This window comes from Aquirufa salirivi, assembly GCF_045310485.1.
GTDB lineage: Bacteria > Bacteroidota > Bacteroidia > Cytophagales > Spirosomataceae > Aquirufa > Aquirufa salirivi.
This window is the reverse complement of record NZ_JBEWZH010000005.1, coordinates 247,519-273,492: the sequence shown is the minus strand read 5'-3', so window position 1 is coordinate 273,492 and position 25,974 is coordinate 247,519. Positions and strand designations below refer to the sequence as shown.

The following is a 25,974-nucleotide window of genomic DNA, read 5'->3' as shown; positions in this document are numbered from 1 at the left end:
CCATCACCACCGTGGCGGGGGCTGCGAGTAAGTACCTCGTTACTTCTTCGTCTTCTTCTCCTGTGGCGGGTGCTACTGTAACCATCTCGGCTCAGTTAGCCGATGCCAATGACAATCCAGTTGCTACCTCAGGACAAACCGTGACTTGGACCAAGTCCAATGCCAACGGTAGTTTTGCTTCTGCTACTTCAACAACTAATGGAAGTGGTATTGCTACTGTTGTGTTCACTTCGCATACCGTTGCAGGTACTGCCACTACCGTGACAGCTACTACTTCGGCTATTTCTGGAACATCTTCTACCATCACCACCGTGGCGGGGACTGCTAGTAAGTACCTCGTTACTTCTTCGTCTTCTTCTCCTGTGGCGGGGGCTACTGTAACCATCTCGGCTCAGTTAGCCGATGCCAATGACAATCCAGTTGCTACCTCAGGACAAACCGTTACTTGGACCAAGTCCAATGCCAACGGTAGTTTTGCTTCGGCTACCTCAACCACCAATGGAAGTGGTATTGCTACCGTTGTGTTCACTTCGCATACCGTTGCAGGTACTGCCACTACTGTGACAGCTACTACTTCGGCTATTTCTGGAACATCTTCTACCATCACCACCGTGGCGGGGACTGCTAGTAAGTACCTCGTTACTTCTTCGTCTTCTTCTCCTGTGGCAGGTGCTACTGTAACCATCTCGGCTCAGTTAGCCGATGCCAATGACAATCCAGTTGCTACTTCAGGACAAACCGTGACTTGGACCAAGTCCAACGCCAACGGTAGTTTTGCTTCGGCTACTTCAACCACCAATGGAAGTGGTATTGCTACTGTTGTGTTCACTTCGCATACCGTTGCAGGTACTGCCACTACCGTGACAGCTACTACTTCGGCTATTTCAGGAACATCTTCTACCATCACCTCCGTGGCGGGGGCTGCTAGTAAGTACCTCGTTACTTCTACATCTTCTTCTCCTGTGGCTGGGGCTACTGTAACCATCTCGGCTCAGTTAGCCGATGCCAATGACAATCCAGTTGCTACTTCAGGACAAACCGTGACTTGGACCAAGTCCAACGCCAACGGTAGTTTTGCTTCGGCTACCTCAACAACTAATGGAAGTGGTATTGCTACCGTTGTGTTCACTTCGCATACTGTTGCAGGTACTGCCACGACTGTGACAGCTACTACTTCGGCTATTTCTGGAACATCTTCTACCATCACCACTGTGGCGGGGACTGCTAGTAAGTACCTCGTTACTTCTTCGTCTTCTTCTCCTGTGGCGGGGGCTACCGTAACCATCTCGGCTCAGTTAGCCGATGCCAATGACAATCCAGTTGCTACTTCAGGACAAACCGTTACTTGGACCAAGTCCAATGCCAACGGTAGTTTTGCTTCGGCTACCTCAACCACCAATGGAAGTGGTATTGCTACCGTTGTGTTCACTTCGCATACCGTTGCAGGTACTGCCACTACTGTGACAGCTACTACTTCGGCTATTTCTGGAACATCTTCTACCATCACCACCGTGGCGGGGACTGCGAGTAAGTACCTCGTTACTTCTTCGTCTTCTTCTCCTGTGGCAGGTGCTACTGTAACCATCTCGGCTCAGTTAGCCGATGCCAATGACAATCCAGTTGCTACCTCAGGACAAACCGTGACTTGGACCAAGTCCAATGCCAACGGTAGTTTTGCTTCTGCTACTTCAACAACTAATGGAAGTGGTATTGCTACTGTTGTGTTCACTTCGCATACCGTTGCAGGTACTGCCACTACCGTGACAGCTACTACTTCGGCTATTTCTGGAACATCTTCTACCATCACCACCGTGGCGGGGACTGCTAGTAAGTACCTCGTTACTTCTTCGTCTTCGTCTCCTGTGGCGGGTGCTACTGTAACCATCTCGGCTCAGTTAGCCGATGCCAATGACAATCCAGTTGCTACCTCAGGACAAACCGTTACTTGGACCAAGTCCAATGCCAACGGTAGTTTTGCTTCGGCTACTTCAACAACTAATGGAAGTGGTATTGCTACTGTTGTGTTCACTTCGCATACCGTTGCAGGTACTGCCACTACTGTGACAGCTACTACTTCGGCTATTTCAGGAACTTCAGGAACTATTAACACCGTTGTAGGGGCTGCTTCTAAATACTTGGTGACAAGTAGTAATTATGCTCCCGTTGTTGGTGGAACAGCCACCATTACCGCACAATTAGTGGATGCCAATAATAACCCAGTTAGCACAGCAAATCAAACGATTACTTGGTCAAAAAGTAATGCCAATGGTTCATTCTCATCAGCTACTAGCACGACGAATGGAAGTGGTATAGCAACTGTGACATTTACCGCACATACAGTCGCGAATACCTCTACAACTATTACGGCAACAGATAATAACACTTTAACAGGTACTACTCCAACGATTACATCCGATGCAAGTGGAGCAACAAAACTAGTGGTATCCAATATTGCAGGTCAAACGGCTGGTACTGCTTTTGCTGTAACTGTTACATTAACAGATGTCAATGGAAATGCCGTCAATGCATCGGCTAATGGTACCGTAACATTAACTTTAAAAACAGGTACAGGTACCTTAGGTGGTACTCTAACAGGAACTATCACTTCTGGTACAAGCGCAGTAACCATTTCTGGAGTAACCTACACGAAAGCAGAAACAGGGGTTGTCTTAACAGCTACGGGTTCAGTTGCTGGTAATGTCAATGGTAAAACTGGTGATTCCAATGCCTTCAACGTGGTTGCTGGCGTAGGTTCTAAATACTTAGTTACTAGTTCTTCTGCCTCTCCAACCGCTGGAGGCACCGTGACAATCACAGCCCAATTAGTCGATGATAATAATAACCCCGTTACTACACTAGGTAAAACAATTACTTGGTCGAAAAGTAATGCCAATGGTTCATTCTCATCAGCAACGAGCACCACAGATGCGAATGGAATAGCTACGGTAACTTTCACCTCACATTCCGTTGCGGGTACGGCCACTACTATTACAGCAACAGACAATAACAACCTAACTGGTACCACGCCAACGATTACATCTGGCTCAGGTGGTGCTACCAAATTGGTGGTTTCCACGATTGCTGGTCAAACAGCTGGAACAGCCTTTGCGGTAACGGTAACATTAACAGATGACAATGGCAATGCTGTTAATGCAACGACAGATGGTACCGTGACATTAACTCGTAAAACAGGTACGGGCACCTTAGGTGGTACTTTAACTGGAACGATTACCAGTGGTTCTAGTGCTGTTACCATTACAGGAGTAACATATACCAAAGCAGAAACAGGAGTAGTTTTAACAGCTACTGGTTCAGGCTCAGGAAACGTTGCAAGTAAATTAGGTGACTCTAATGCCTTTAACGTAGTGCCTGGTGCAGCTGACGCTACCGCTTCTACCTTAACTCCTACCTCAGCAAATATTGTGGCAGATGGTTCTACTACTCAAGTTTTAGTAGTTACTGCCAAAGATGCTAATGGTAATAACTTAACTGCAGGTGGTGCTACGGTGACCATCACCAAATCGTCGGGTACGGGTTCCATTGGGTCTGTAACGGATAACGGGAATGCTACCTATTCGGCTACCCTTACTTCACCAACTGCCGTTGGCTCGGGTGTCTTTGTGGCTACCTTAGGTGGATCTCAAGTGAAAAGTGGAACAGGTTCACAAACCCAATCAACAGTTAGCTATGTTGCAGGTACAGCTAGCAAATTAGTGGTTTCTTCGATCCCTCAGCAAACTGCTGGTACTGCATTCGCTGTAACAGTTACTTTAACTGACGTAAATGGTAACCCTGTCAATGCAACGGCTAATGGAACTATTACTTTAAGTTTAAAAACGGGAACAAGTACTTTGGGCGGAACTCTAACAGGTACCATGACCAGTGGTTCTAGTGCTGTTACCATCTCGGGAGTAACCTATACCAAAGCAGAAACAGGTATTTCTTTAACTGCTACAGGTAGTGGCTCAGGAAATGTTTCTGGCAAAACAGGAGATTCTAATACCTTTAATGTAGTTCCTGGTGCTGCCTCAAAATACTTGGTAACAAGTAGTTCTTCTTCCCCAGCTGCTGGTGGAACAGTAACTATTACCGCACAATTAGTGGATGCTTACAATAACCCTGTTAGCACAGCAAATCAAACAATCACTTGGACTAAAAGTAATGCCAATGGTTCATTCTCATCAGCAACGAGCACCACAGATGCGAATGGAATAGCTACGGTAACTTTCACCTCACATTCCGTTGCGGGTACGGCCACTACTATTACAGCAACAGACAATAACAACCTAACGGGTACCACGCCAACGATTACATCTGGCTCAGGTGGTGCTACCAAATTGGTGGTTTCCACGATTGCTGGTCAAACAGCTGGAACAGCCTTTGCGGTAACGGTAACATTAACAGATGACAATGGCAATGCTGTCAATGCTTCTACCAATGGAACTGTCACATTAACCTTAAAAACGGGTACGGGGACTTTAGGTGGAACACTTACGGGAACCATAACAAGTGGTTCTAGTGCTGTTACCATTACAGGAGTAACATATACAAAAGCAGAAACAGGAGTAGTTTTAACAGCTACTGGTTCAGGTGCTGGTAATGTCTCAGGTAAAACAGGAGATTCTTACTCGTTCAATGTAGTTGCAGGTGCTGGAGCTAAATACATCGTGACCAGTAGCAACACCTCTCCAACTGCAGGAGGAACAGTAACCATAACGGCTCAATTGGTAGATGCCAACAATAATCCTGTTACCACTTCAGGTAAAACCATCACATGGTCGAAGAGCAATGCCAATGGTTCATTCTCATCGACAACAAGTAGCACAGATGCCAGTGGTATTGCCACCGTTTCCTATACCACGCATACGGTTTCAGGAACCTCAACGACCATTACGGCGACAGATAATAATAACCTAACAGGTACTTCTGCAGGATTCAGTTCTACTGCTGGAGCAGCTTCCAAATTGGTGGTAGGTACCATCTCTGGCCAATCAGCTGGAACAGCCTTCCCTGTAACAATCACGCTTACAGATGTGAATGGTAATCCAGTAAATGCTACTGCCAATGGAACCGTTACATTAACCTTAAAAACGGGTACAGGAACTTTAGCAGGAACGCTTACAGGTACCATCAATGCTGGATCTAGTGCTGTAACGATTTCAGGAATTACCTATACCAAATTAGAATCAGGTGTAGTATTAACCGCAACTGGTTCAGGTGCTGGTAATGTAGCTGGCAAATCTGGAGATTCCAATACATTCAATGTCACAGCTGGTGGAGCCAATCGATTTATCATCTCTACCATTACAGACAAGATTGCTTTAAATACCTTCTCATTAACTGCAACTTTAGTAGATGCTAATGACAATCTTGTGAATGCCGATGTAAACACCACGGTAACGGTCGGTATAAAAACTGGTACAGGTACTTTGGGTGGAACACTGACAGGATCACTACTTAGTGGTAGTTCTAGCGTCACTATTTCTGGCATTACCTACGATAAAGTAGAGTCAGGCGTAGAATTAAAAGCTACAGCTACTAGCGCTGGAAATACAAATGGTAAAGTTGGTAATTCAAATGCCTTTGCCGTGAGTGCTGGTATTGGTTCAAAAATCAAGTTAAGTCCAATTAGTAATTATGTAGCAGGTACGAGTCAAACGATAACCGCTACCTTAACTGATGAGAATGACAACACCGTTTTAGCGACAGCTAATAGTACGATTACATTAAGTGTTAAAACTGGAACAGGTACTCTTTCTGGCACGTACACGGGTATCATTCTTGCAGGAACTAGTTCTGTAACTATTACAGGAGTTGAGTACAATAAAGCTGAAACAAGCATCGTACTTCGTGCTACAGGTTCAGGAGCAGGATCAAATGTGAATGGGAAAGTTGGTGATAGTAATGCATTTACTGTGACCCATGGTCCATTGTATCGATATTTCATTTCAGGATTAACTAAACAAGAAGCTGGAACAACACAAACTGTTACCATTAGAGCTCTCGATAAATATGATAACGTTGTTTCAACTTATATTGGAAATAAACCTATCACATTCACTGGGGCAACAGCCGCTTCGGAAATCTATAAACCTAGTGCAGGAGCGCCTACTAGTAACCCAACTTCGATTGGAGGCGGAACAGGAACATTGAACCAAACAGTTAAAAAGACGAATTCAACCACCTCAACTACCATTGTAAATATCAATGCCACAGCAGCAGGGAATACAGTTGTTCAAAACCCAGGCTCTAACATCATCAGCCTAAACTCAACTGTTGGTACGCTAGCTGAATTTGGAAGCACGGTTAACTTAACCTTTACCAATGGTCTTGCTAATGCAGTGATTATCTTATACAAAGCGGAGATTGCTACCATTTCTGCAACGGACGGTATCACGAACACGCCGAAAGAAGGTGAATTGCAGGTGGAAGTCGTTAACTCTACATTTGTTAAATTAGAAGTTACACTTGCTCCTCAGCAAACAGTTGGTCAACCATTGGTTGGATCACTGAAAGCTCTTGATCAATATGGTAACGTAGTGAAAAACTTTGATGCTTCTCAAAATAATATCACTGTTGTTGTTACTAATTTAACCGGAAATGTAACCGGTCTTTCTGGAACAATTAAATTGACGAGTCCAAGTGACTTTGTTAATGGTCTAGCTGACTTCTCCTTATTAGGAATCAAATACCAAGGAGGATCTGGAAATGGTGGATTTACATTTACACCAACAACTGGTGCAGGTGTTCAAGCAGAAAACATCGTGGTAGTCGCCGATGATGTAGACGGAGATGGCGTTTCAGATGAAAAAGAAACAAGCGATGGCACGGATAAAAATGACCCTTGCTCTTATTTAGTCGCTAGCCAAGATTTCTCTAAAACAAGCTTAACCTGGAAATCAGCAGACTGCGACGGTGACGGAACTACCAACGGAACAGACGCTGCTCCTTTGAACTCTTGTATCGGTGGTATACCAGGATATATTCCAGTGAAAGGATCCTTAGGATACCAACGTTACTTCTTAGGTGACTGTGACGGCGATGGTATAACCAACGACATGGAATGCTACGGTGGATATATAGGAGGAACTGTTTGCCAAGACTTTGATAGTGATGGTATTCCAAACTCCCAAGACCCAGATTCTGATAATGATGGAATTTTAGACATCATTGAAAAGAATATTGATAGTGATGGGGATGGAGATGCTAATTACCTTGACTTAGATTCTGACAATGATGGTATTTTGGATACCATGGAAAGAACCCTAGATACAGATGGAGATGCTATTCCTAATTACCTTGATACCGACTCTGATAATGATGGCATCATGGATGCTTGGGAAGCGACTAACAGTAGCCGTGGAGTCATTGATACCAACTACGATGGACGTGTGGATATTAACGGTGCTGCACCAGATGTTAATGGAAACGGTTTGGTTGACTTCCTAGAAACTAATCCTGCTCCAGTACCAGATACTGACAAAGACGGTACGCCCGATTATTTAGATCTTGATTCGGACGGTGATGCTATCAATGATAAAATTGAATCTACTGGAGATAGTGATAAAGATGGAAAACCAAATTACCGTGATAAAGATTCTGATGGTGACTGGTTAGGTGATAGCGATGAACGTATTCAGGACAATGATAGTGATGGTATTCCTAATTACTTGGATCTTGATTCGGATGGTGATGGAATTCCAGATGCTTGGGAAGGTAAAAACAAGTGTGCAACCTGTGATAACCGAAACGATGACAACGATGATGGATGGGATGATCGTGGGCAATACAAAGCCTTGATTGATACGGACAAAGATGGTTCTCCTGACTTCTTTGATTTAGATTCAGATAACGACTGTATTCCTGATCGAATTGAATTAGGTGGCGACTCTGATGGGGATGAAATTGCTAATTTCCGTGATTTGGATTCTGATGGCGATGGCATTCCTGATAAAGTAGAAAGCGTGATTTGTGAAAATCCAGTGGATACAGATAAAGATGGTACCAAAGATTTTGAAGATCTAGACTCCGATGGCGACGGCATGCTTGATTCGCTTGAAGCAGGATCTAATCCAAGTACACCGATCGATTCGGATAAAGATCGATTAGCGGATTACCGTGATACAGACTCCGAAGGTGACGGCATATTAGATATCTATGAAGCGGGAATAAATCCAAAAGCTCCAGTGGATACGGATAAAGATAGTCAAGTAGATTACTTAGATCTAGATTCTGATGGAGATGGAATTCCTGACCAAATCGAAGGGGGTGGTAATGGATTCAAACCATTGGATAGTGATAATGATGGCATCGATGACTATCGCGACTTAGATTCGGATAATGATACAATCCCAGATAAAGTAGAAACGGGTTCTAGTCCAATGGCTCCCATAGATACCGATCAAGACGGAAATTATAACTTCAGAGATACAGATTCAGATGCCGATGGTATACCTGATAAAGTAGAAGTAGGATCCGATGTGAACAATCCGGTAGACACTGACAAAGATACGAAGGCAGATTACATAGACACAGACTCAGATAATGATAGTATTCCGGATCGATTAGAAGTGGGATCAGACCCTAACAAACCGGTAGATACCGATGGAGATGGCCTAGCAAACTTCCGAGATATTGATTCAGATAATGACACCATCTTGGATAACTTTGAAGTAGGACCAGATGCATTAATCCCTTCTGATTTCGATCAAGATGGAAATCCTGACTATATGGACAGTGATTCTGATAACGATACTATCCCAGATAAAGTAGAAGTTGGTCCAAACCCAGCCGCTCCTTTGGATACGGACAGAGATGGTATCCCTGATTTCCGTGATACCGATTCAGATAATGATGGCTTATCAGATAAAGTAGAAGCGGGTTCTGATCCGAATAGACCTGTGGATTCCGACAAAGATGGCTTACCAGATTACCGAGATGTTGACAGTGACAACGACGGCATTCCTGATAAAATAGAAGTAGGTAAAAATCCTAACATTCCAGTGGATACGGACAGAGATGGTATCCCTGATTTCCGTGATACTGATAGTGATAATGACGGAACACCAGATAGCATCGGTGCTGGGTCCAACCTAAATACACCATTAGACACGGATAAGGATGGCATTTATGATTACTTAGATCCAGATGATGACAATGATGGCATCCCTGATTTATTGGAAGATGATTTGAATTTTGGAGCTATGCCAGATTGCGATAAAGATGGTATTCCAAACCGCTTAGATCCTGATACTTGCGATACTTTTGTTCCTCAAGGAATCTCGCCTAATAATGATGGATTCAATGATAAATTAGTCATTCCAGGTATCCTAAACTTCCGTAATCGATTAAGCATCTATAACCGTTGGGGAGATTTAGTATTTGAAACAGATAATTATAAAAATGACTGGGGTGGAGAAAGTGCTCCAAACAATGTAATCACCATAGATAAAAAATTACCCGATGGCGTTTACTATTACATTGTTGATTTCTTTGGTGTAAAACCAAATATCTCATCGTATGTATTCATCAATCGTACTGCTTCAGATAGGTAACATACTCCCAGATTATTTTTAAAACGAGGACATAAAGTCCTCGTTTTTTTTTGCTCAACCAAAAATTGTCTAGCAATTCCTTTTTAAATAAAGGATTAAGAACTTACATTTAAGATAATTTGCGGGTTCCCTTTTAATTTAAATGGTAATCAATAGCTTGTTTCTCTCCTTCTACTATGATTTCCCAAACTCCTAAAAACCTATATAGTCTGATATTTTTTAATTCCATAACTCCTATTTCTAAGGATTTAAAAGAATACTTATCTGCTAACATGAAAAGTCATAGTTTCAAAAAAGGAGAGTTAATTTGCAAAGCTGGAGAAACATTTAGCCATTTGCATTTAATAAAAAAAGGCTTGGTTCGGGGTTTTTACCAACACGGAACCAAAGAAATCACCCAATGGGTCGATTGGGAAAATCACATTTTTACTTCTGTCGGAGGATTCTTCATGAGGACTCCTTGTAAAGAAAACATTCAAGCCATTGAATACACGCAAACGGAATCCTTACATTTTGATGATTTACAATATTGTTTAAAACACTTCCCAGATATGTCCACCATCTATCGGGCCCTTTTTGAATTCTATTTAGTATCGGCCGAAGAAAGAGTCTATATTTCGCGGATTCCAAGCGCTAAAGACCGTTATGACGCATTTTTAGCCTCTGGATATGCGGAAAGTATTTCAAGAATTCCCAATAAATACATCGCTGAATTTCTAGGAATTAGACCTGAAACCTTAAGCCGACTTGCCCAAGATTTTCCAGCAATCACGAAATAAGTCAAATCTATTGAAAGTTGACAATTGTCAAGCGGACCTATGAATTTTAAAATTAATTGAATGTGATTCAAATCATATGATATACTTTTGAAGAACAAATAACAACAACTATCCTAAAAGCTAGTTGCTCCGTGTTCTTAATAAATAAACAAAAAAGGAATATCTTTCAAACTGACTTAGTCGTCTAGCTTGTAAAGTTCATTCCTTTTTTTATGTCCCTTCGGGTTCAAATTGCTCCATAAGCAACAATTTTTCACTCCAATTTGAAGATACACTTCCAAGAAACAATTTTGTTTATTGCACTATTAATGCTTCAAAGGCCTCTGTTTGATCATACCTCCTTTGGTGTCTTTCACGCTGGACATAACTACAAAAGCGTCCTTATCAATTAGTTCAATAGCATTATTCAAGCGGTTTAATTCCAATCTGGTTACTATGGTATATACGATATCCACATGTTCTGATTCTCCTTTTTTACCAAAACCCTTTTTCCCAGAATACACCGTAAAACCTCTACCCAAATCCTTTTGAATCATTTCCTTGATGGCTTCGTGCTCGGTAGAAATGATGGTCACGCCCATATATTCCTCAAAACCCTCTAAGAAAAAGTCTAAGGTTTTGGAAGCCGATAGATAGGTTACCATCGAATACAAGGCTATTTCCACGGAAAGAAAATAAATGGCCGCTAAAAAGATAAAAGCATTTAAAACGATAATGATATCTCCAATGGTAGTCCCCAATCGCTTACTTAAATAGATAGCCAATACTTCTGTTCCGTCAATCACTGCCCCACCGCGGATGGTCAATCCGATCCCTGCTCCTAGGAAAAATCCCCCAAATAAAGCTACCAATAAATTATCACTGGTCACATCAGGAAATGGGACAAATGCCACCACCGCCGCTAAACCAGAAATAGCAAAAGCCGTTTTAATGGCAAAAGTCCTCCCCATGACACGTAAGCCCAACAGGACAAAAGGAATATTGATGATAATCAACAAAAATGACAAGGGTAATTTGGTGACATTGGTCAGTAACAGCGATATACCTGTAGCACCACCATCAATAAAATGATTCGTCAACAAAAAGCCTTTAAAACCAAATGAAGCTGAAAATATTCCCAGAATAATCAAAACCAGATCTTTTAAAAAAGACAGGTTCCGATTTTTGATGTTTGTATGTTTATTTGGCATAGGCTGTGTTTTTATAGGTTGAACAATAGCGAACTACACTACATTAGTAGAATCTCTCACTCATTTGAACAGAAGAAATCCATTCTCTGTTCCATGATTCATATACAAATCAACATTATTTGAAAAAGACAATGAACATCTATCCTCAAATCCTGACAAAGCAATTCAGATAATTAGACAATATGCTAATCATTTAAATTTACGACGTCAACCTCTGGTAAATCTTCTCAAACAACGTCCATTCGAGACTATTATTCTAAAGCATACCAACAAATTCTCCGCATAAAATAGGTCTATTTTACCTGTAAATAAGTGAAAATATTCCTAATTTTCTCTAAATTGGAGAAATAAGAACCCAATACTAATCCCTAAAATCAAATGAAAAAGAAAATTTTAATTGCTATCATCATCCTTTTGGTCGGTATACAATTGATCCACCAAGAAAAAAATGAATCCAACGACGAGACCTATGCAATCTCTACGAAATACTTAGTCCCTGAAAACGTCAATCATATTTTACAAGTGGCGTGTAACGACTGCCATTCCAATAAAAGTACTTATCCTTGGTATAATAATATTCAGCCAGTGGGATTTTTCTTAACACATCATATCAATGATGGGAAGAAGCATTTAAATCTCTCCACTTTTACCAAATTACCTATCGCGGTTCAAAACCATAAATTAGAAGAAATTGCAGAAACCGTGGAAAAAAAAGAAATGCCATTGGAATCCTACACGTATTTAGGACTACATAAAGAAGCTAACTTAAGCCAAGAACAGAGAGAAATATTAATCACTTGGGCTAAAGCACAAATGGACAGCTTAAAGGCACATTATCCTGCGGATAGCTTAGTCATGAAAAAAAGAAAGCAATCTTAATCTGGCATTTCGTATAACTATTTATATGAATTTTAGCACAGAATAAAGGATATAAATTTCTATATTGAAGGGAAAATGCATGGTTTCAGCACCATCATTTTCCCTTTTTTTGCTCTAGACCTTTTAAACGATGATTAAGCGATGAGAAGAAGTTTATTCCTCTGCATACTCTTGTGTTTCTCTCTGGCCACTGTTCGTGCTCAAACCTGGATTGATTCCTTAGATCGGTATGGACGAGAAGTTTATATGCCCGCCGACAAATACGTCTGGGATTGGGGACAAGCGACATTTCTGAATTCATTAATCCATATATACCAGACAAAACCTGCTTCTGAAAAGTCTCCCTACCTGCAATACATTCGGACAGCCATGGATAAAACATTTGATGTCGCCAATGGAAAACACCCTAATGCCATCGCTTCTGGGATAGGAATGGCTTTTTTAGCTCGCGTCACCAAGGAAGAAAAATACAAATCAAAAGCTCAAGCCATTTACCAAGATTACCTGAACGCACCAAGATCCAAAAACGGTGGAATTTCTCATCGAACAGAAACCGTGGAACTTTGGGATGATACCGTGTATATGCTCAATATGTTTCTAATGGAAATGTACCGTGGATCTGGTGATGAAAAATATTTGGCTCATATGTACACCCAAATTAAAGCGCACAGTCAATCCCTCTCAAACCCCGAATCGGGTCTTTGGGTACACGCCTGGGATGATGATGATCAAGATTTTGATGATGGCTGCAGTGTGGTGGGCTGGCCCGACAAAAAGACTCGAAAAAGTAGTGAATATTGGGGACGCGCGAATGGCTGGGTCACCATGACCTTAGCGGATGTATTAAGTAACATCAGCCCAAAATCCAATTACTATGAACCCTTAAAAAAGGAATTTCTAGCCATCATGCGGACTTTACCTTCTTTGCAAAACAAACAAAGTGGGCATTGGTACCAGCTTTTATTATATCCACAAGATGCGAAAAACTGGGAGGAAAGTTCCTGCACTGCCATGTTTGCCTACGCCATGGCCAAAGGCATAGAACTAGGTCTCTTAAACTCCAAGGACTATTTACCCTCCATTCACTTAGCTTATCAAGGCTTGAAAAAACATAGTTTGATCCAGCCCAAAGGTCCCTATTTATGTCCAAGTCGAGTATCTGGAGGAACATGTGTCGGGATGAAAGATTATTACTATGGAAGACCCATCGTGGAAGGGCAAGGATTTGGCATAGGCTCCTACATCATGTTTGCTCTTGAATATCAAAAAATACCTAAACCCTAAAGCCGTATGAAAAGAAGAAAATTTGTTCATATGGGAGCCCTGGGAATAGGTACTTTGGCACATTGGAATACCAGCTATGCGGCTAAAATCAAAGAAGAAAAGCCTGTCTGGTTGCATCAAATTATCTTACAAAATGACCAAGATTTTCCCCGCTATGAAGCACTCAGAATAACAGATCAAAAGCATCCCTTTGTGGGTGGTTTCCGTGATGGAGATGACATCCCCAATCCACAAACAACGGGTTATTATGTGTTAAAAGTTGCCTGCGCTGTCATCAGTCCAGAATCCAGTTTTTACCAATCTACAGCTCATGTTGAAAAGGCCATCCAGGCATGTAAATGCCTATTAAACATGCAGCATGCTGATGGCACCATCGACTTATTAAGTACCAACTTTCACTCTCCTCCGGATACGGCATTTAGTGTGGAAAAACTGTGTATGGCCTATACTTTGTTGCAGAAAAACAACCAAGGGAATCGCTATTCCACTTTGATGAGTCCTTTGGAAACTTTTTTAAAACGATGTGGGGAATCGTTAGTAGTAGGAGGCATCCACACCCCCAATCACCGCTGGGTCGTGTCAGGGGCCTTGGCAAAACTCTATCAAATTTGGCCAGACCCCAGGTATAAAGCCCGAGCGGAGCAATGGCTGCAAGAAAATATAGATCAAGATCCAGATGGACAATACACCGAAAAAAGTGCCGGTATATATTCTGCCATCATCAATAAAGCGCTCATTTCCGTCCACCAAGTTTTTAACAAACCCGCTCTACTAGACGTGGTTCGTAAAAACTTGGAAATGACTTTATTCTACGTCCACCCCAATATGGAGGTTGTCACGGATGCCTCAAACCGACAGGATAAAGGTGGCATTAACATGTTTGAAAATTACTATTATGGCTATCGTTACTTAGCCCTCTTGGATAAAAACCCGCGATTTGCGGCCATGTGCCGACTCATTGAAAAAGCTTATTTCCCTAGGATTGCTACGCATATAGAAAACTTTTTAGATGAACCATTTTTATGGCAAGAGCTTCCTTCAGGAAATAGTATTCCCACCAACTATGTCAAATCGTTCCCATATTCAGGCTTGATCCGTATTAGACGAGAAAATTGGGATGCTACCTTACTGGTCAATAATCCTAATTTCCTGACTTTTCATCATGGGAATGCCATTTTACAAGGGCTCCGACTAGCTGCTTCCTTTTTTGGCAAAGGGCAGTTTCAATCCAATGAAATCAAACAAGTGGGAAATACTTGGATACTTCAGCAAAAACTAGACGGCCCCTATTTCCAACCGCACACAAAAGACCAGATTGATCCTAGTGGAGATTGGGAAAAAATGCCTCGAAGTAATCGGAAACAAAGTGAAATTCAATACCTAGAAACGACTGTCCAAGTGAAAGAAATTTCAGGGGGATTAATGGTCGACATCGACATGAAGGGAACCGATGGCGTCCCGGTCAGCTTGGAACTTATTTTTCGAGGAGAGGGAAAATTGGAAGGAATTGTCCCTAGTGGAAAAGAAGGTAATGCTTATTTATTGAAAGAATCAGAAGGGAAATATAGCCTTGGCGAAGATTCCATCCGTTTTGGCCCTGGTAAAGCAGAGCATAAAGCTATCCATTTAAGGGGAGCTTTACCTTTTGCCCAAGCGCCATCGGTGTATATTACAGGATTTACCCCTTTTTCACACCAGCTTTTCATTCGGCAATGATAAAAATGATTTAAAAATTTATCCTTCTTTTGGTTAAGTCCGTTTGGCTCGATTTTAGGGTAATCGCTGCCCCTCCAATGTCGCCACTTTTTGCTCCAGTTTCTGACGCATTTGAGTCAAAACATGTTGGTACTTAGCCACACCTGCTAAGTTCTTTTTCTCCAAGGGATCTTGTCTCAAATCATACAATTCTTCCCGATCCAAGTGATCCCGATAACGGAAATACTTCCAATATTTGGATCGGATCCCTTCACTGGAGGCAATGATTTTTACCTTCCAAAGGTGCTCCACCAAAAACTCATTTCTGGATTTAGCAGGACTTTTGCCCTGTACATAGGAGGCTAAATTTTGTCCTTGCCAAGTACTCGGAATCGGTACACCCGCAAAGCCAAAAATGGTAGGAGCTATATCAATATTTAACACATCATCTTGAATGTCTCGGTGAATCGATTTTCTTGGGTCATAGACAATCAAAGGCACGCGGAGAGAATTGTCGTACATCAACCATTTCCCGGCCAACTGCCGTTCTCCCAAAAAATAACCATTATCTCCCATCACGATGATGATGGTATTTTTATCCAAACCCTTTTCCTCCAGCATTTTCCGAATCTTGCCAATCTCCAAATCAACTCCGGAAATCATGCGGTAATAGCCTTTTACACTTCTTTGGTATTTCTCTGGAGTATCAAATCGCCAATGCCAGCGCGTTCTGTTTTCCCCTGTTCTAACATATTCCGGTTGCGCTAAAAAGTCCGCCTCGGTGGCCATGATAGGTGGAGCTATGGTGACATTTTGATACAAATGATCTACTTCCGGCTGCCAAAAATATTGCTGTTCAGAAGGGTCATGTGCATGAGGAGCAGAGAAACTAAGTGATAAACAAAATGGTTTATCTTTGGGGGCTTGAGCTATAAAATCCATAGCTTTCTGGCCAGTATACCGACTCAAGTGCACCGAGTCTTTTCCCAATGTCTTATAAAAATAGCCACGATAATCCTTCAACTTATCATTCCGATCATAGCTTTCTCCCTGATCAAATAAGGAAGAAAATGAGGCATATTGTATACCAAACTTGCCATAAAAGCCGGTATAATAACCCGCCTGTTTCAACAAAGCTGGGTAAGATTGAGCCACATAAGCTGGCTTGATGTCGCCTTGTCCAAAGGTATATTGATGCGTTCTTTCATACATTCCTGTGATGATACTCGCCCGACTAGCCGCACAAATAGGTGTAGTTACAAACGCATTTTTAAAATAAATTCCCTTCTTTGCCAAATCATCCATCACAGGCGTTTGAATGATTTTATTTCCAGCATATCCCAAGGCATTCCAACGATGATCATCTGTCAAAATGAAAATGATATTTGGCTTTTGGGTTTGAGATATTCCCCAAAATGGAAGTAATAACAAGACAAAAATGATCCAATTTTTCATGTTTATTGGGAGTTTTGAGGATAACCTGTGGACAAATCCTTAATCGGAATTCCTTGATAATTGACTTTTTGGTAAGGAACGGTCTCGGTTTCATCAATCAAATAATTCCATTGTTTGACATAATAAAGACCCGGCTTAAACTCGTCTTTTCTCTTTTTCAATTCCATGTGTAGTGCCTTGTCCATCTGGTTTTGAATCCATTTGAAGGAGGCTTGATTGACCAGATTTGTCATTTGAAAGGGATCATTTCTATTGTCAAACAGAAGCCATGGACCTTGTAAATCTTTGACATAGGTATACCGATCAGAAACCAAACCTCGGTATTCCCTTCCCCCTTTGGCACGAGGCCATTGACCAAAAGGCTGTACACAAGAAATCAGGGTATAAGCCACATCGTCTTTTTTCTTTCCTTTCAGTACGGAAGAAAAATCCCGCCCTTCTACCGTTTTAGGCACCTTCAAGTGGCTCAAGCCCAAGAGTGTAGGCATGATATCGGGTGTATTTAATAGAACATCCACCTTTTTTCCTTTCTTCCCAAAGGCCTTAGGGTAATGCAATAAAAATGGTACTCGGATACTTTCTTCATAAGGTTGTTGCTTGTTCCATGCGCCGTGTGAACCTAATAAATCCCCGTGATCGGAGGAGAACACAAGAATGGTGTTATCGTCTAGACCTTGATCTTTCAGCGTTTGCCACATTTGACCTACACAATCATCAATGGCCGTCATGTGCGCATAATAACCACGTGCATCTTTAATCGCCTTATCTCTGTTTTCTAGGGGTACATTATCTCGCAGCTTAATGGCTACATGTTCATACATCTTACGGTACTTTTCAGGAGCCGCTTGATAGGGATCATGAGGTGAACCAATGGAGATAAACAGCATGAAAGGCTGTGACGAATGCGACTGTGCTTTTAAATATGACACGACATCTTCTGACTGGGCGATGGCATCATAAGTTTCCCAGGTTTTTTTGACTGGAGAATCTCCCGAATAATACTCCGAATGGTTATAATCATGGGTACATTCCAAAGCTTTCCAATAATCAAAGCCTTGTCGGCGCGTAACTGGAATATAGGAACTCCGACCATGCCCATCCATGTGCCATTTACCGATATATGCTGTTTGGTATCCTGCTTGCTTGTATACTTTAGCGATGCTTGTTCGATTGGAATCGAGTAAGACATCATTCATAAAAACCCCATGTGTAAGTGGGTATTGGCCCGTGATTAAAGAGGCGCGATGAGGAGAACAAACGGGCATGCCAGAAACTGTTTTCCGTAAATTAAGGCTTTCCTTTTCTAATCGATCCAAATGAGGTGTTTTCACCACTTGATCCCCCGCATAACCGATGGATTGAGCGCGCCACTGATCCACTAAAATGTACAGAACATTCGGTTTTTTAGGCTGAGCTTGCAGGGAAAAATATCCAAGCAAAGAAAGGAAAAGGAGTAGCTGTTTTTTCATGCCTTGGATATCTGGTGTATCGATAAATTTTTGTTTCCAAATGGAAATAAGCTCAAGCCTATTGGGCCAACTCCGTTTTTAATTGGGCAAGTTTACTTTGCAAAGGACTTATGGTGTCTATTTTTAGTCCTTTCGTAAAGGTGATTTGGTGCGATAAATCCCCATTTTGTATGGCAATCCACTCATCACAGCCATCAAAACAGACATTACAAGTTTTATATTTCAATAGTTTAAACTGTGACCAATTCACCACATTTCTGATTTCTGCCCATTCTAGATCAGATAATTTCCTCGACTTCGTTAATTGAGGTTTCAGTGAATTACGTGGTACATAATACACATAGCGCACCGTCTGATTTACGATTTCCAAGGTGTCTATTCCAGCACCCCAGCCACAGATATAGCCTGCTTTGATCTTGAAATTTGATTCATTCAAAGGGTCTGGTGTGGAATTCTTACAAGAAAAGATTCCAAGGCATATACATACGAGTAAGACGAGGTTTTTCATGAAATTGAAATAAGGTGTATACCAAGATTTTGAAAAATTAAAATCAGTATATCTTAATATACTAATTGATTCTAAAAATCAAGTACCCCAAACACTTCTTGGTATGGCACAGCTAAATTGATAAATTGAAACTTAGGAGAAGATTCTTGATCTAATATTTGATATACTTTCTGACTTTCAGCATCTGAGGTTAAATAAAATGCTACAGCCTTTTCACAGTCTGCTTGTGCAAAAAGTTTAGTATCGTTTGGAATTATATTTCGCTCATTTAATTTAAGTTTTCCTTTATTCTGAAATATAATTCTTGCAAATTCCCCACTTCGTTTAGAATGCTCTAGGTTAAATGGAACGATTTGCAAATTCCTCAATGGAAGTTCCCGAAAATCTCCTCCTACACAGTACTCTGCAATACTAATTGTGGAAATCATCATGGGAATTTCTACCTCCAAAAAATATCGAAAATAGGCATCTGCATTGTTAAAAAGAGGATCTTTTTCGTTCAAAAAACGAAGAAAAAAGCTAGTATCAAGCAATACAGCTTTATGCATCATAACCTCCTCTAATTTCTCTCAACCAATTTTCTGAGTTAATACTACCAATCCATGATTCTGTGGCTTTATCCCTTAATCCTTTTAAATATTGTTCGTCATATTTAGGTTGGTAATCCACTAATTCCACAAACCGTAAAGTAGAAGTGTCAATTTCACCTGTTTCTGAGTTTTGTTTTCCACTTACTCTTATTCCATAAGATTTATACAATAGGTTGTCATCATATTTTTCTAAAAAGCTTATTGGGGTTTGAATTCGTAAAGTCCCTAGTTCCTCTGTTACTATATGAATATTTGCCTTATCTTTTCCCCCTGCATTGGTCACTTTTCCATAAAAATAGAATTCCGCATTAGCCCAAATTACTTCAGACCTAAAAAATTTAGTAGTTCTATCTACTTTAACTTCATTGGAATTATCAAGAGATGTTTTGATACTAAAATCATAATTACGATTTACAGCAATTTCTTGAATATTTTCAAAAGCCTTTGCTGTACCTAAATCAAGAAAATCAATATGTTGAACCTGCGAAATCTGACCTAAAATCGCATTAAAACCAATAATGTATTGTATCGATGTCTTAAAAATGTGCCTAACAGAACCATCTTCAATTTGATAACTTATTATAGGCCTGTCTTTTTTTTCACCAGAATATAATAAGTTTTCTGCCGTTTCAAGCATAGAAATCACTTCCCGAATATCGTAATTCTCAGGTGACAAATTGAGGTTGCCTTTAGCTCCTACAATTTTTATTTCTATATACCCAATGTTTTCCACAGAACAAATGTAATAATTTAAACCCTTGATTACCTATGCATTAATTGATGTTTCATCCTACAATATTCTTCTAGCGAACCAAAAACAAGAACCCCCTCGGGTTACACCAAATTAACGTTGAAAAGCAAAAGTTAAGCTAGATTTTAATATATCTCAAAGATTTTACTTATAAAATACTCTCGCCAAAAAACTTTATAATATCTTTTATCAAGGTCTAATTGAGCTGGCTACCTACTTCGCCCCAATCAATAAAGCCAAACCAACAATATATAGTAATAGCATCCAATTAAGCATCCTTTTCGTGGAGCTCTTGGCTTTGGCAAACTCCTTCCAAATAAATATCCCCCAAATAGCCGCTACCACCGTAGCTCCTTGACCCAAACCATAGGAAACCGCAGGCCCCGCTTTTTCGGAAGCCAAAATACTCAAAGCCATTCCTATGAACCAAATGCCTCCACCTAAAACACCCATGACGTGGTCTTGAAAATTCCCTTGGAAATAATCCCCAAAACTTACCGAAGTTCCTGAAAATGGCTTTTTCATTTGCCAAGTATTGAACAAAAATGAACTCAGCAAAACTCCGATGGAAAATAAGACCAAGGCCGTATACGGACTTAATTTACCTACTTCGGGCTCCACAAAATTAGTCGCCATGGAAGCTGCCACGTACTTATAAAACAAACCCATCAAGCAACCACTGATGACAGATAAGAATAAGCCTTTACTGGATAGTTTTTCGGCACCTCCCTCATTCAATTGTTTATAGGCGCGGGCATTTAACATAATGGCCAAAGAAATCAAGGCAACTCCACCAAAAATCAAGATGGGGCTTCCCTGTGGGGCCGCCAGATAATTCACCAATACACCTAAAACCAAGGCTATACCAATACCTACAGGAAAAGCCACCGACATACCTGCTATGGAAATAGCAGCCACCAATAAAATATTGGCCCCATTGAAAATCACCCCGCCCAGAAAGGCTGAAAATAAATTCTCTTGGCTAGCTTGGTTCAAATCAGGAATAAAACTGCGCCCTTCTTCACCCACGCTGCCCAGAGTCAAGGCAAACAAGATGGAAGAAATCAATATCCCTAAGACATAATCCCAATAAAACAATTCAAATCTCCAACGGCTACTGGTCAACTTTTGGGTATTTGCCCAAGAACCCCAACACAGCATGGTGACGATGCACAACAAAACGGCTGTCAAATAATTTTCAATGATGAACATAGCATCCTATTTAGAGGTTTAATGCAAATTACCCAATCGGTAAAACTGAGTATCGGTGGATTTTTTCCCCGGAGCATCATAGACAATCACGTCCATCATGCGCACTTCTTGGCCTTCTACGGGGTTCAATAGTTTCAAGCGAACTTGGTGCTTACCTGGTGCCAAATCATAATTCCAAGTTAGTTCATGTCGACGGGTTGTAAAAGCGGTGGGTAATTGCGCTTTTTCCATCAATTTCCCATCTACATACACTTCCATGTCAAAATTATGATTGGATGTTGATGCCCATTTGGCCGTCTCACCTCTCAATACAAATCCTTTTCCCGTAAACTCAAATTGGTATTCGTCTTTCAATACTTTTCCCACTCCAATTTTTTGGGTAGGATACACCCCTTCAAAACTCTTTTCAAAGGCCACGGCTTTAGGAGCCTCCAAAGGGATATATACCTTGTCTCCAACAATTTTACCCCCGTTTCTTTCAATGTTTTGCAAAGCATGCTTGAGTCCTATGCTATAAACATCAGACAATGAAGTGCTCGTATATTTGAAATCGATACCCTCTGCTTCTTTTAAGCCCTGTTTCCAGTAAGTAGGAATTTTATCATAGCCCAACATGGTTCCCAAAATTCCTCCCGCAGAAGAAGGGTTACAGTCGGCATCTTGCCCACAGCGGGTCGTGATTTCCATGGTTTTGGTAAAATCTCCTTGGCCATACAATAAACCTATGACCACATAAGCGGAATTCACGGTGGCATCAATATTAAATGGCGCAAAAACCCCGTCTGGACAACCAATATCCTGGGCCCATTTCTTCTGCACTTCTAACCAAGTTTTGGTCCAATCGTTAGGATATTGTTTATGCCAACGGACCACATCTGAAATACATTGGTAATAGGCACTTTGCTTAGGAATGGTCTTTAAAGCCTCTTGAATAATGTGAGGAATATCCTTGGATACAAAAGCCAAAGTATAGCAAGCCCCCAAAAATACTCCGCCATAATAGCCGTCACCATAATTCATGATATGGCCTATTTTATCTGAAATTTTAGACGCTACATTGGGCATTCCGGGCGACATCAATCCTGCAAAGTCGCATTCAATTTGGTAGTCGATGCAATCCGCATGTGGGTTATTTTTCCAATGCCCTGAAGCTGGAGCACCTATTCCATGCAAAATATTATACCTACCCGCTTGGTTAGCATGCCAAAGGGCGTAGCCTGCCTCCGCATAAGCTTTGGCATGAGACGCAATAGGAGCGTCCAATCCTTCTCTTTCAAAAACCTCCACAAAGGTTAAATCCATGTACAAATCATCGTAGAGACCGGCATTTTCCACCATGGTTTTTTTCAAATAGCCGTCGTACCAAGGAACAGGTTGGTAGGCATCAATCATAGTGCCATTGTAGCGGAATTCCATAGGGCCGCCAAAGGTCACGCCGATGGTCTGTCCAGCCCATCCTCCTTTGATTTTATCCTGTAGAGTCTGTTTAGAAAGGGTGATGGTCTTGGTTTGTGACCATCCCACTAAGGGTAAAAAGAGTAATGCAATCCAATAATTTTTCATCATGTTAGGGTTTTAAAGCAAATTTTTGATTCAAATAATGGCTCATCAAAATCTCCAGCACCTGAGTTTCCTGGATTTTAAGCCCAATGATGGCATTGGGTTTTCCTTCTGAAGTTCTAGTAAATCCTTGTTGATCTACCGATATATGCCGCTTTTCTGTTTGAAATAAATCAGGATGTAGTAACATGGTAATGGCCACAGGATCAAAAAGGGTTGGCGTTTCTTGCCCCCAAAGTTGATACAAGTCTGTTAGGGCATTGGTTAATGGCGTATTTTTCTCCTTCAATATCCGACGGTTTTCAGCAGAAAGTTTCACTTGGGAGGTCACATCGGTCCCTGCATAGGTAATCTTTGCCCCTGATTGTACGAATTTCTGTGAAGCAGGAACATCCACCTTCACATTCCATTCTGCATTGATGGGTTTCTTTTGATTATAGCCTACTTCAAAAGAGCCGAACATGGCATAAATATGTTTCGCTTTTTTTAAAATCTGCGGGTCTTTTTGGATAATGTCCGAGATATTAGTGACTGGCCCTACGGAAAATATGACCACTTCATTGGGGTATTTTTTGATTTGCTCCATGATAAAATCAGCGGCTGGTTTTGACTGAGGTTTTATTTTGTCAAATCCTTTGGCCCAAGAAAATTGGTCGGCATACCAATTGGCCCTTTTGTCTACATGGGAGGTATTTCTCCCCATAAAAACAGGTATATGTCCTTGACCCGTTTCATGCAACATCTTTAAGGCTAAGCGGGCTCTATCGTCTGTCCTTCCATAACAGGTAGTGATTCCCAATATATCCAACTTATCTTGTTGGGTTAGTAAATAGGCCAAAGCGTAGGCATCATCAATATCATCTCCTAAATCACAATCGAAAATGACCTTTTGTTTCTTGCTTTGCGCAGTAAGAAAAAGTGGGATAAGCAAAAATAGAACTAGTAGTTTTTTCATAGTTGTTTACGTCTTGGCATAGAGGATTGAGCCCCTAATTGTGTGACAGATAAGGCAGCAGCCTTACAAGCAAAAGCGATAGCTTGTTGGAAAGCCATTCCTTCAGACAGAGCCACGACCAAAGCCCCATTGAAACAATCTCCAGCGGCGGTACTATCCACCGCTACTACCTGCTGAGCAGGAACATGGCCAAAAGCCTCATGAGTTTTCCAATAAGCCCCTTTCGCTCCTCTAGTAATCACCACGCTTTTTACACCAAGTGAAAGAAAATAGTCGCAAGCCAGCGATAAACTAGCTTCATCCACGGGTCGGATACCCGTCAAAAATTCCGTTTCCGTTTCATTTGGACTGATGATATCAATATGGGCATAAATAGATTCGGGTAAAGCACAGGCTGGTGCAGGATTCAACACCACGGATAAGCCAGCATGATGTGCTTTTTCAAGCGAAAAAATAACCGTTTCTATTGGAATTTCGAGCTGCAACAAAAGCCAATTCCCTTGTTGAAAAAGCGAATTGGCCACTTCAATATCTGGAGGCATTAAGTGGGCATTTGCCCCAGAGGCCACCGTAATGCAATTTTCTCCATGGGCATCTACATTGATTAATGCAATACCAGAGGGTTGTTTATCGTCTTGGCAAATGTATTGACCATGTATCCCTTCCAAGGCAAATTGCTGAAGAGCACTTTCTCCAAACACATCTTTTCCCACTTTGGCAATAAAATAAGTCTCTCCTCCCAAACGGGCAGCGGCCACTGCTTGATTAGCCCCTTTACCACCAGGATTCATAAAAAACGTTCCTCCTAAAACAGTTTCTCCAGGTGCAGGGAGTCTATCCGACTGGATGACCATGTCGGTATTGGAACTGCCTATGACGATGATTTTTGCCATGATTACACCCAGGTTTCTTTTTCAATGATCTCCCCAGTGGCTTTCACTTTTAAGATGACTTTCTTATCACCATTGGGCAATATTTCTTCTTTGATAAACCAATGATCGGCATCAAACTCTTGGTACACGGAAGGTTTGCTGAGGCCCTCTTGGCCTCGCCATTCGGGAAGCTGAACAGGTTCCCACAATTTCGTTTTAGCAGAACGATAAGCCGCATCAATGATGGCGTTTACCACATAGCCATCATAGAAAGTTTCCATGGGTTTTTCGCCTTTTTCATAGGCATCAAACATATCGGTAAACATATTTGTATATCCCAATTCATGCGCCTCATCTCCAACGGGAAACTGCCAACCTGAATCGCTTTCTGCCTTTTCTGCCACATAGGATTTACCCGCACCTGAGGTAAACATTTCAAAACCTGTTCTCAAAAATGAATTGATCCAAATAGTTCCCTCGGTCCCCATCACCTCATCGCGTAAATCCATACCACCGCGAAAGGTCCAAGAAACCTCAAACTGTCCTATAGCTCCGTTTTGATATTTCACTAATCCAATGGCATGATCTTCGGCATCAATGGGTTTCACTTGGGTATCCGCCCAACACATCACTTCCACAGGCCTAACATCTTTTCCAATGAAATTTCGGGCTATTTCGATGCAATGACAGCCTAAATCAAGCACAGCGCCTCCTCCTGCTTTTTGAATATCCCAGAACCAATCGGCATGAGGCCCAGGATGTGTTTCTCGGGATTTGGCCCATAAAATACGTCCTAAAGCACCCGATTGAATCGATTTTAAAGACTTCAAAAATTTTGGTGTGTAACAAAGGTCTTCTAGGTATCCCGCAAATATGCCAGCATTTTCGCAGGCCTGAGTCATGCGCCATGCTTCTTCGGCTGTTCTACCTAAGGGCTTGGTACATAAAACCGCTTTTTTATGTTTCACACAGAGCATCACGGCTTCTTCGTGTAGGAAATTGGGTAAAGCAATCACAACAAACTCCGTAGCCGAATGGGCAATAGCCTCCTCCATATTGGTGGTATAATGTGTTACTTGATAATCTTTGGCAAACCGAATCGCGGTTTCTTCCTTGCGTGCATAAACCACACTGACCTGATCTTTGCCCCTACGGCCTGTTAATGAATCCGCATAAAATCGTCCAATGAATCCCCCACCCAGTATACAAACTTGTGCCATC

The 25,974-nt window shown here is 41.4% G+C and carries 17 protein-coding genes; 5 read left to right on the top strand and 12 right to left on the bottom strand.

Annotated elements, in window-relative coordinates:
* Positions 1–11: 11 nt before the first annotated feature.
* Positions 12–9,554, top strand: a complete 9,543-nt coding sequence (locus tag U0R11_RS08950; protein WP_406751361.1) for an invasin domain 3-containing protein — start codon at positions 12–14, stop codon at positions 9,552–9,554.
* Between the two features lie 133 nt (positions 9,555–9,687).
* Here the strand turns inward: U0R11_RS08950 and U0R11_RS08945 are convergent, their stop codons facing one another.
* On the bottom strand, positions 9,688–9,828 hold the full coding sequence (locus U0R11_RS08945) for a hypothetical protein (RefSeq protein ID WP_406751360.1): 141 nt from the start codon (positions 9,826–9,828) through the stop codon (positions 9,688–9,690).
* Here U0R11_RS08945 and U0R11_RS08940 point away from each other — a divergent pair.
* Positions 9,827–10,333: a Crp/Fnr family transcriptional regulator gene (locus U0R11_RS08940; protein WP_406751359.1), complete on the top strand. Its 507-nt coding sequence runs from the start codon at positions 9,827–9,829 to the stop codon at positions 10,331–10,333. The two genes, U0R11_RS08945 and U0R11_RS08940, sit on opposite strands and share 2 nt — an antisense overlap.
* A gap of 305 nt (positions 10,334–10,638) precedes the next feature.
* Here the strand turns inward: U0R11_RS08940 and U0R11_RS08935 are convergent, their stop codons facing one another.
* Positions 10,639–11,523 (bottom strand): YitT family protein, encoded by an 885-nt coding sequence (locus tag U0R11_RS08935; protein WP_406751358.1) that lies wholly within the window; start codon positions 11,521–11,523, stop codon positions 10,639–10,641.
* Between the two features lie 378 nt (positions 11,524–11,901).
* Here U0R11_RS08935 and U0R11_RS08930 point away from each other — a divergent pair, with 378 nt between their 5' ends.
* The 3 genes from U0R11_RS08930 (at position 11,902) to U0R11_RS08920 (ending at position 15,402) form a co-directional block, all read left to right on the top strand.
* Positions 11,902–12,402: a heme-binding domain-containing protein gene (locus U0R11_RS08930; RefSeq protein ID WP_406751357.1), complete on the top strand. Its 501-nt coding sequence runs from the start codon at positions 11,902–11,904 to the stop codon at positions 12,400–12,402.
* Between the two features lie 141 nt (positions 12,403–12,543).
* On the top strand, positions 12,544–13,686 hold the full coding sequence (locus U0R11_RS08925) for a glycoside hydrolase family 88/105 protein (protein WP_406751356.1): 1,143 nt from the start codon (positions 12,544–12,546) through the stop codon (positions 13,684–13,686).
* 6 nt (positions 13,687–13,692) lie between these two features.
* Complete coding sequence (locus tag U0R11_RS08920) at positions 13,693–15,402, top strand: hypothetical protein (RefSeq protein WP_406751355.1); 1,710 nt, start codon at positions 13,693–13,695, stop codon at positions 15,400–15,402.
* A 54-nt stretch (positions 15,403–15,456) separates the two neighbouring features.
* Here U0R11_RS08920 and U0R11_RS08915 read toward each other — a convergent pair whose 3' ends face one another.
* The 10 genes from U0R11_RS08915 to U0R11_RS08870 form a co-directional block, all read right to left on the bottom strand.
* A complete protein-coding gene (locus tag U0R11_RS08915; protein WP_406751354.1) occupies positions 15,457–16,836 on the bottom strand; it encodes a sulfatase family protein in 1,380 nt (459 codons plus the stop codon).
* Positions 16,837–16,838: 2 nt separating this feature from the next.
* Positions 16,839–18,305: a sulfatase family protein gene (locus U0R11_RS08910; RefSeq protein WP_406751353.1), complete on the bottom strand. Its 1,467-nt coding sequence runs from the start codon at positions 18,303–18,305 to the stop codon at positions 16,839–16,841.
* 58 nt (positions 18,306–18,363) lie between these two features.
* Positions 18,364–18,813, bottom strand: coding sequence for a hypothetical protein (locus U0R11_RS08905; protein ID WP_406751352.1), 450 nt, complete (start codon positions 18,811–18,813; stop codon positions 18,364–18,366).
* A 71-nt stretch (positions 18,814–18,884) separates the two neighbouring features.
* Complete coding sequence (locus U0R11_RS08900; RefSeq protein ID WP_406751351.1) at positions 18,885–19,364, bottom strand: hypothetical protein; 480 nt, start codon at positions 19,362–19,364, stop codon at positions 18,885–18,887.
* Entirely contained in the window at positions 19,354–20,136 is a 783-nt protein-coding gene (locus U0R11_RS08895) for a hypothetical protein (protein WP_406751350.1), read from the bottom strand. Before U0R11_RS08895 ends, U0R11_RS08900 begins: the two co-directional genes overlap by 11 nt.
* Before the next feature lie 231 nt (positions 20,137–20,367).
* Positions 20,368–21,366 carry a GRP family sugar transporter gene (locus U0R11_RS08890; RefSeq protein WP_406751349.1) on the bottom strand — a complete coding sequence of 333 codons (999 nt, stop codon included), beginning with the start codon at positions 21,364–21,366 and terminating at the stop codon, positions 20,368–20,370.
* A gap of 18 nt (positions 21,367–21,384) precedes the next feature.
* Complete coding sequence (locus U0R11_RS08885; protein ID WP_406751348.1) at positions 21,385–22,929, bottom strand: ADP-ribosylglycohydrolase family protein; 1,545 nt, start codon at positions 22,927–22,929, stop codon at positions 21,385–21,387.
* A gap of 4 nt (positions 22,930–22,933) precedes the next feature.
* Positions 22,934–23,881, bottom strand: coding sequence for a nucleoside hydrolase (locus U0R11_RS08880; protein WP_406751347.1), 948 nt, complete (start codon positions 23,879–23,881; stop codon positions 22,934–22,936).
* A complete protein-coding gene (rbsK, locus tag U0R11_RS08875; RefSeq protein WP_406751346.1) occupies positions 23,878–24,774 on the bottom strand; it encodes a ribokinase in 897 nt (298 codons plus the stop codon). Before rbsK ends, U0R11_RS08880 begins: the two co-directional genes overlap by 4 nt.
* A gap of 2 nt (positions 24,775–24,776) precedes the next feature.
* A complete protein-coding gene (locus U0R11_RS08870; protein ID WP_406751345.1) occupies positions 24,777–25,973 on the bottom strand; it encodes a Gfo/Idh/MocA family protein in 1,197 nt (398 codons plus the stop codon).
* Between the last annotated feature and the right edge of the window lies 1 nt (position 25,974).

What these genes read in the sequence shown, in the direction of transcription:
- U0R11_RS08880 (WP_406751347.1), bottom strand. Translation starts at nt 23,881, where the DNA reads ATGAAAAAACTACTAGTTCTATTTTTGCTTATCCCACTTTTTCTTACT.
- U0R11_RS08945 (WP_406751360.1), bottom strand. Translation starts at nt 9,828, where the DNA reads ATGTTAGCAGATAAGTATTCTTTTAAATCCTTAGAAATAGGAGTTATG.
- U0R11_RS08940 (WP_406751359.1), top strand. Translation starts at nt 9,827, where the DNA reads ATGAAAAGTCATAGTTTCAAAAAAGGAGAGTTAATTTGCAAAGCTGGA.
- U0R11_RS08870 (WP_406751345.1), bottom strand. Translation starts at nt 25,973, where the DNA reads ATGGCACAAGTTTGTATACTGGGTGGGGGATTCATTGGACGATTTTAT.
- U0R11_RS08935 (WP_406751358.1), bottom strand. Translation starts at nt 11,523, where the DNA reads ATGCCAAATAAACATACAAACATCAAAAATCGGAACCTGTCTTTTTTA.
- rbsK (WP_406751346.1), bottom strand. Translation starts at nt 24,774, where the DNA reads ATGGCAAAAATCATCGTCATAGGCAGTTCCAATACCGACATGGTCATC.
- U0R11_RS08905 (WP_406751352.1), bottom strand. Translation starts at nt 18,813, where the DNA reads ATGAAAAACCTCGTCTTACTCGTATGTATATGCCTTGGAATCTTTTCT.
- U0R11_RS08900 (WP_406751351.1), bottom strand. Translation starts at nt 19,364, where the DNA reads ATGATGCATAAAGCTGTATTGCTTGATACTAGCTTTTTTCTTCGTTTT.
- U0R11_RS08930 (WP_406751357.1), top strand. Translation starts at nt 11,902, where the DNA reads ATGAAAAAGAAAATTTTAATTGCTATCATCATCCTTTTGGTCGGTATA.
- U0R11_RS08915 (WP_406751354.1), bottom strand. Translation starts at nt 16,836, where the DNA reads ATGAAAAATTGGATCATTTTTGTCTTGTTATTACTTCCATTTTGGGGA.
- U0R11_RS08890 (WP_406751349.1), bottom strand. Translation starts at nt 21,366, where the DNA reads ATGTTCATCATTGAAAATTATTTGACAGCCGTTTTGTTGTGCATCGTC.
- U0R11_RS08885 (WP_406751348.1), bottom strand. Translation starts at nt 22,929, where the DNA reads ATGAAAAATTATTGGATTGCATTACTCTTTTTACCCTTAGTGGGATGG.
- U0R11_RS08925 (WP_406751356.1), top strand. Translation starts at nt 12,544, where the DNA reads ATGAGAAGAAGTTTATTCCTCTGCATACTCTTGTGTTTCTCTCTGGCC.
- U0R11_RS08910 (WP_406751353.1), bottom strand. Translation starts at nt 18,305, where the DNA reads ATGAAAAAACAGCTACTCCTTTTCCTTTCTTTGCTTGGATATTTTTCC.
- U0R11_RS08920 (WP_406751355.1), top strand. Translation starts at nt 13,693, where the DNA reads ATGAAAAGAAGAAAATTTGTTCATATGGGAGCCCTGGGAATAGGTACT.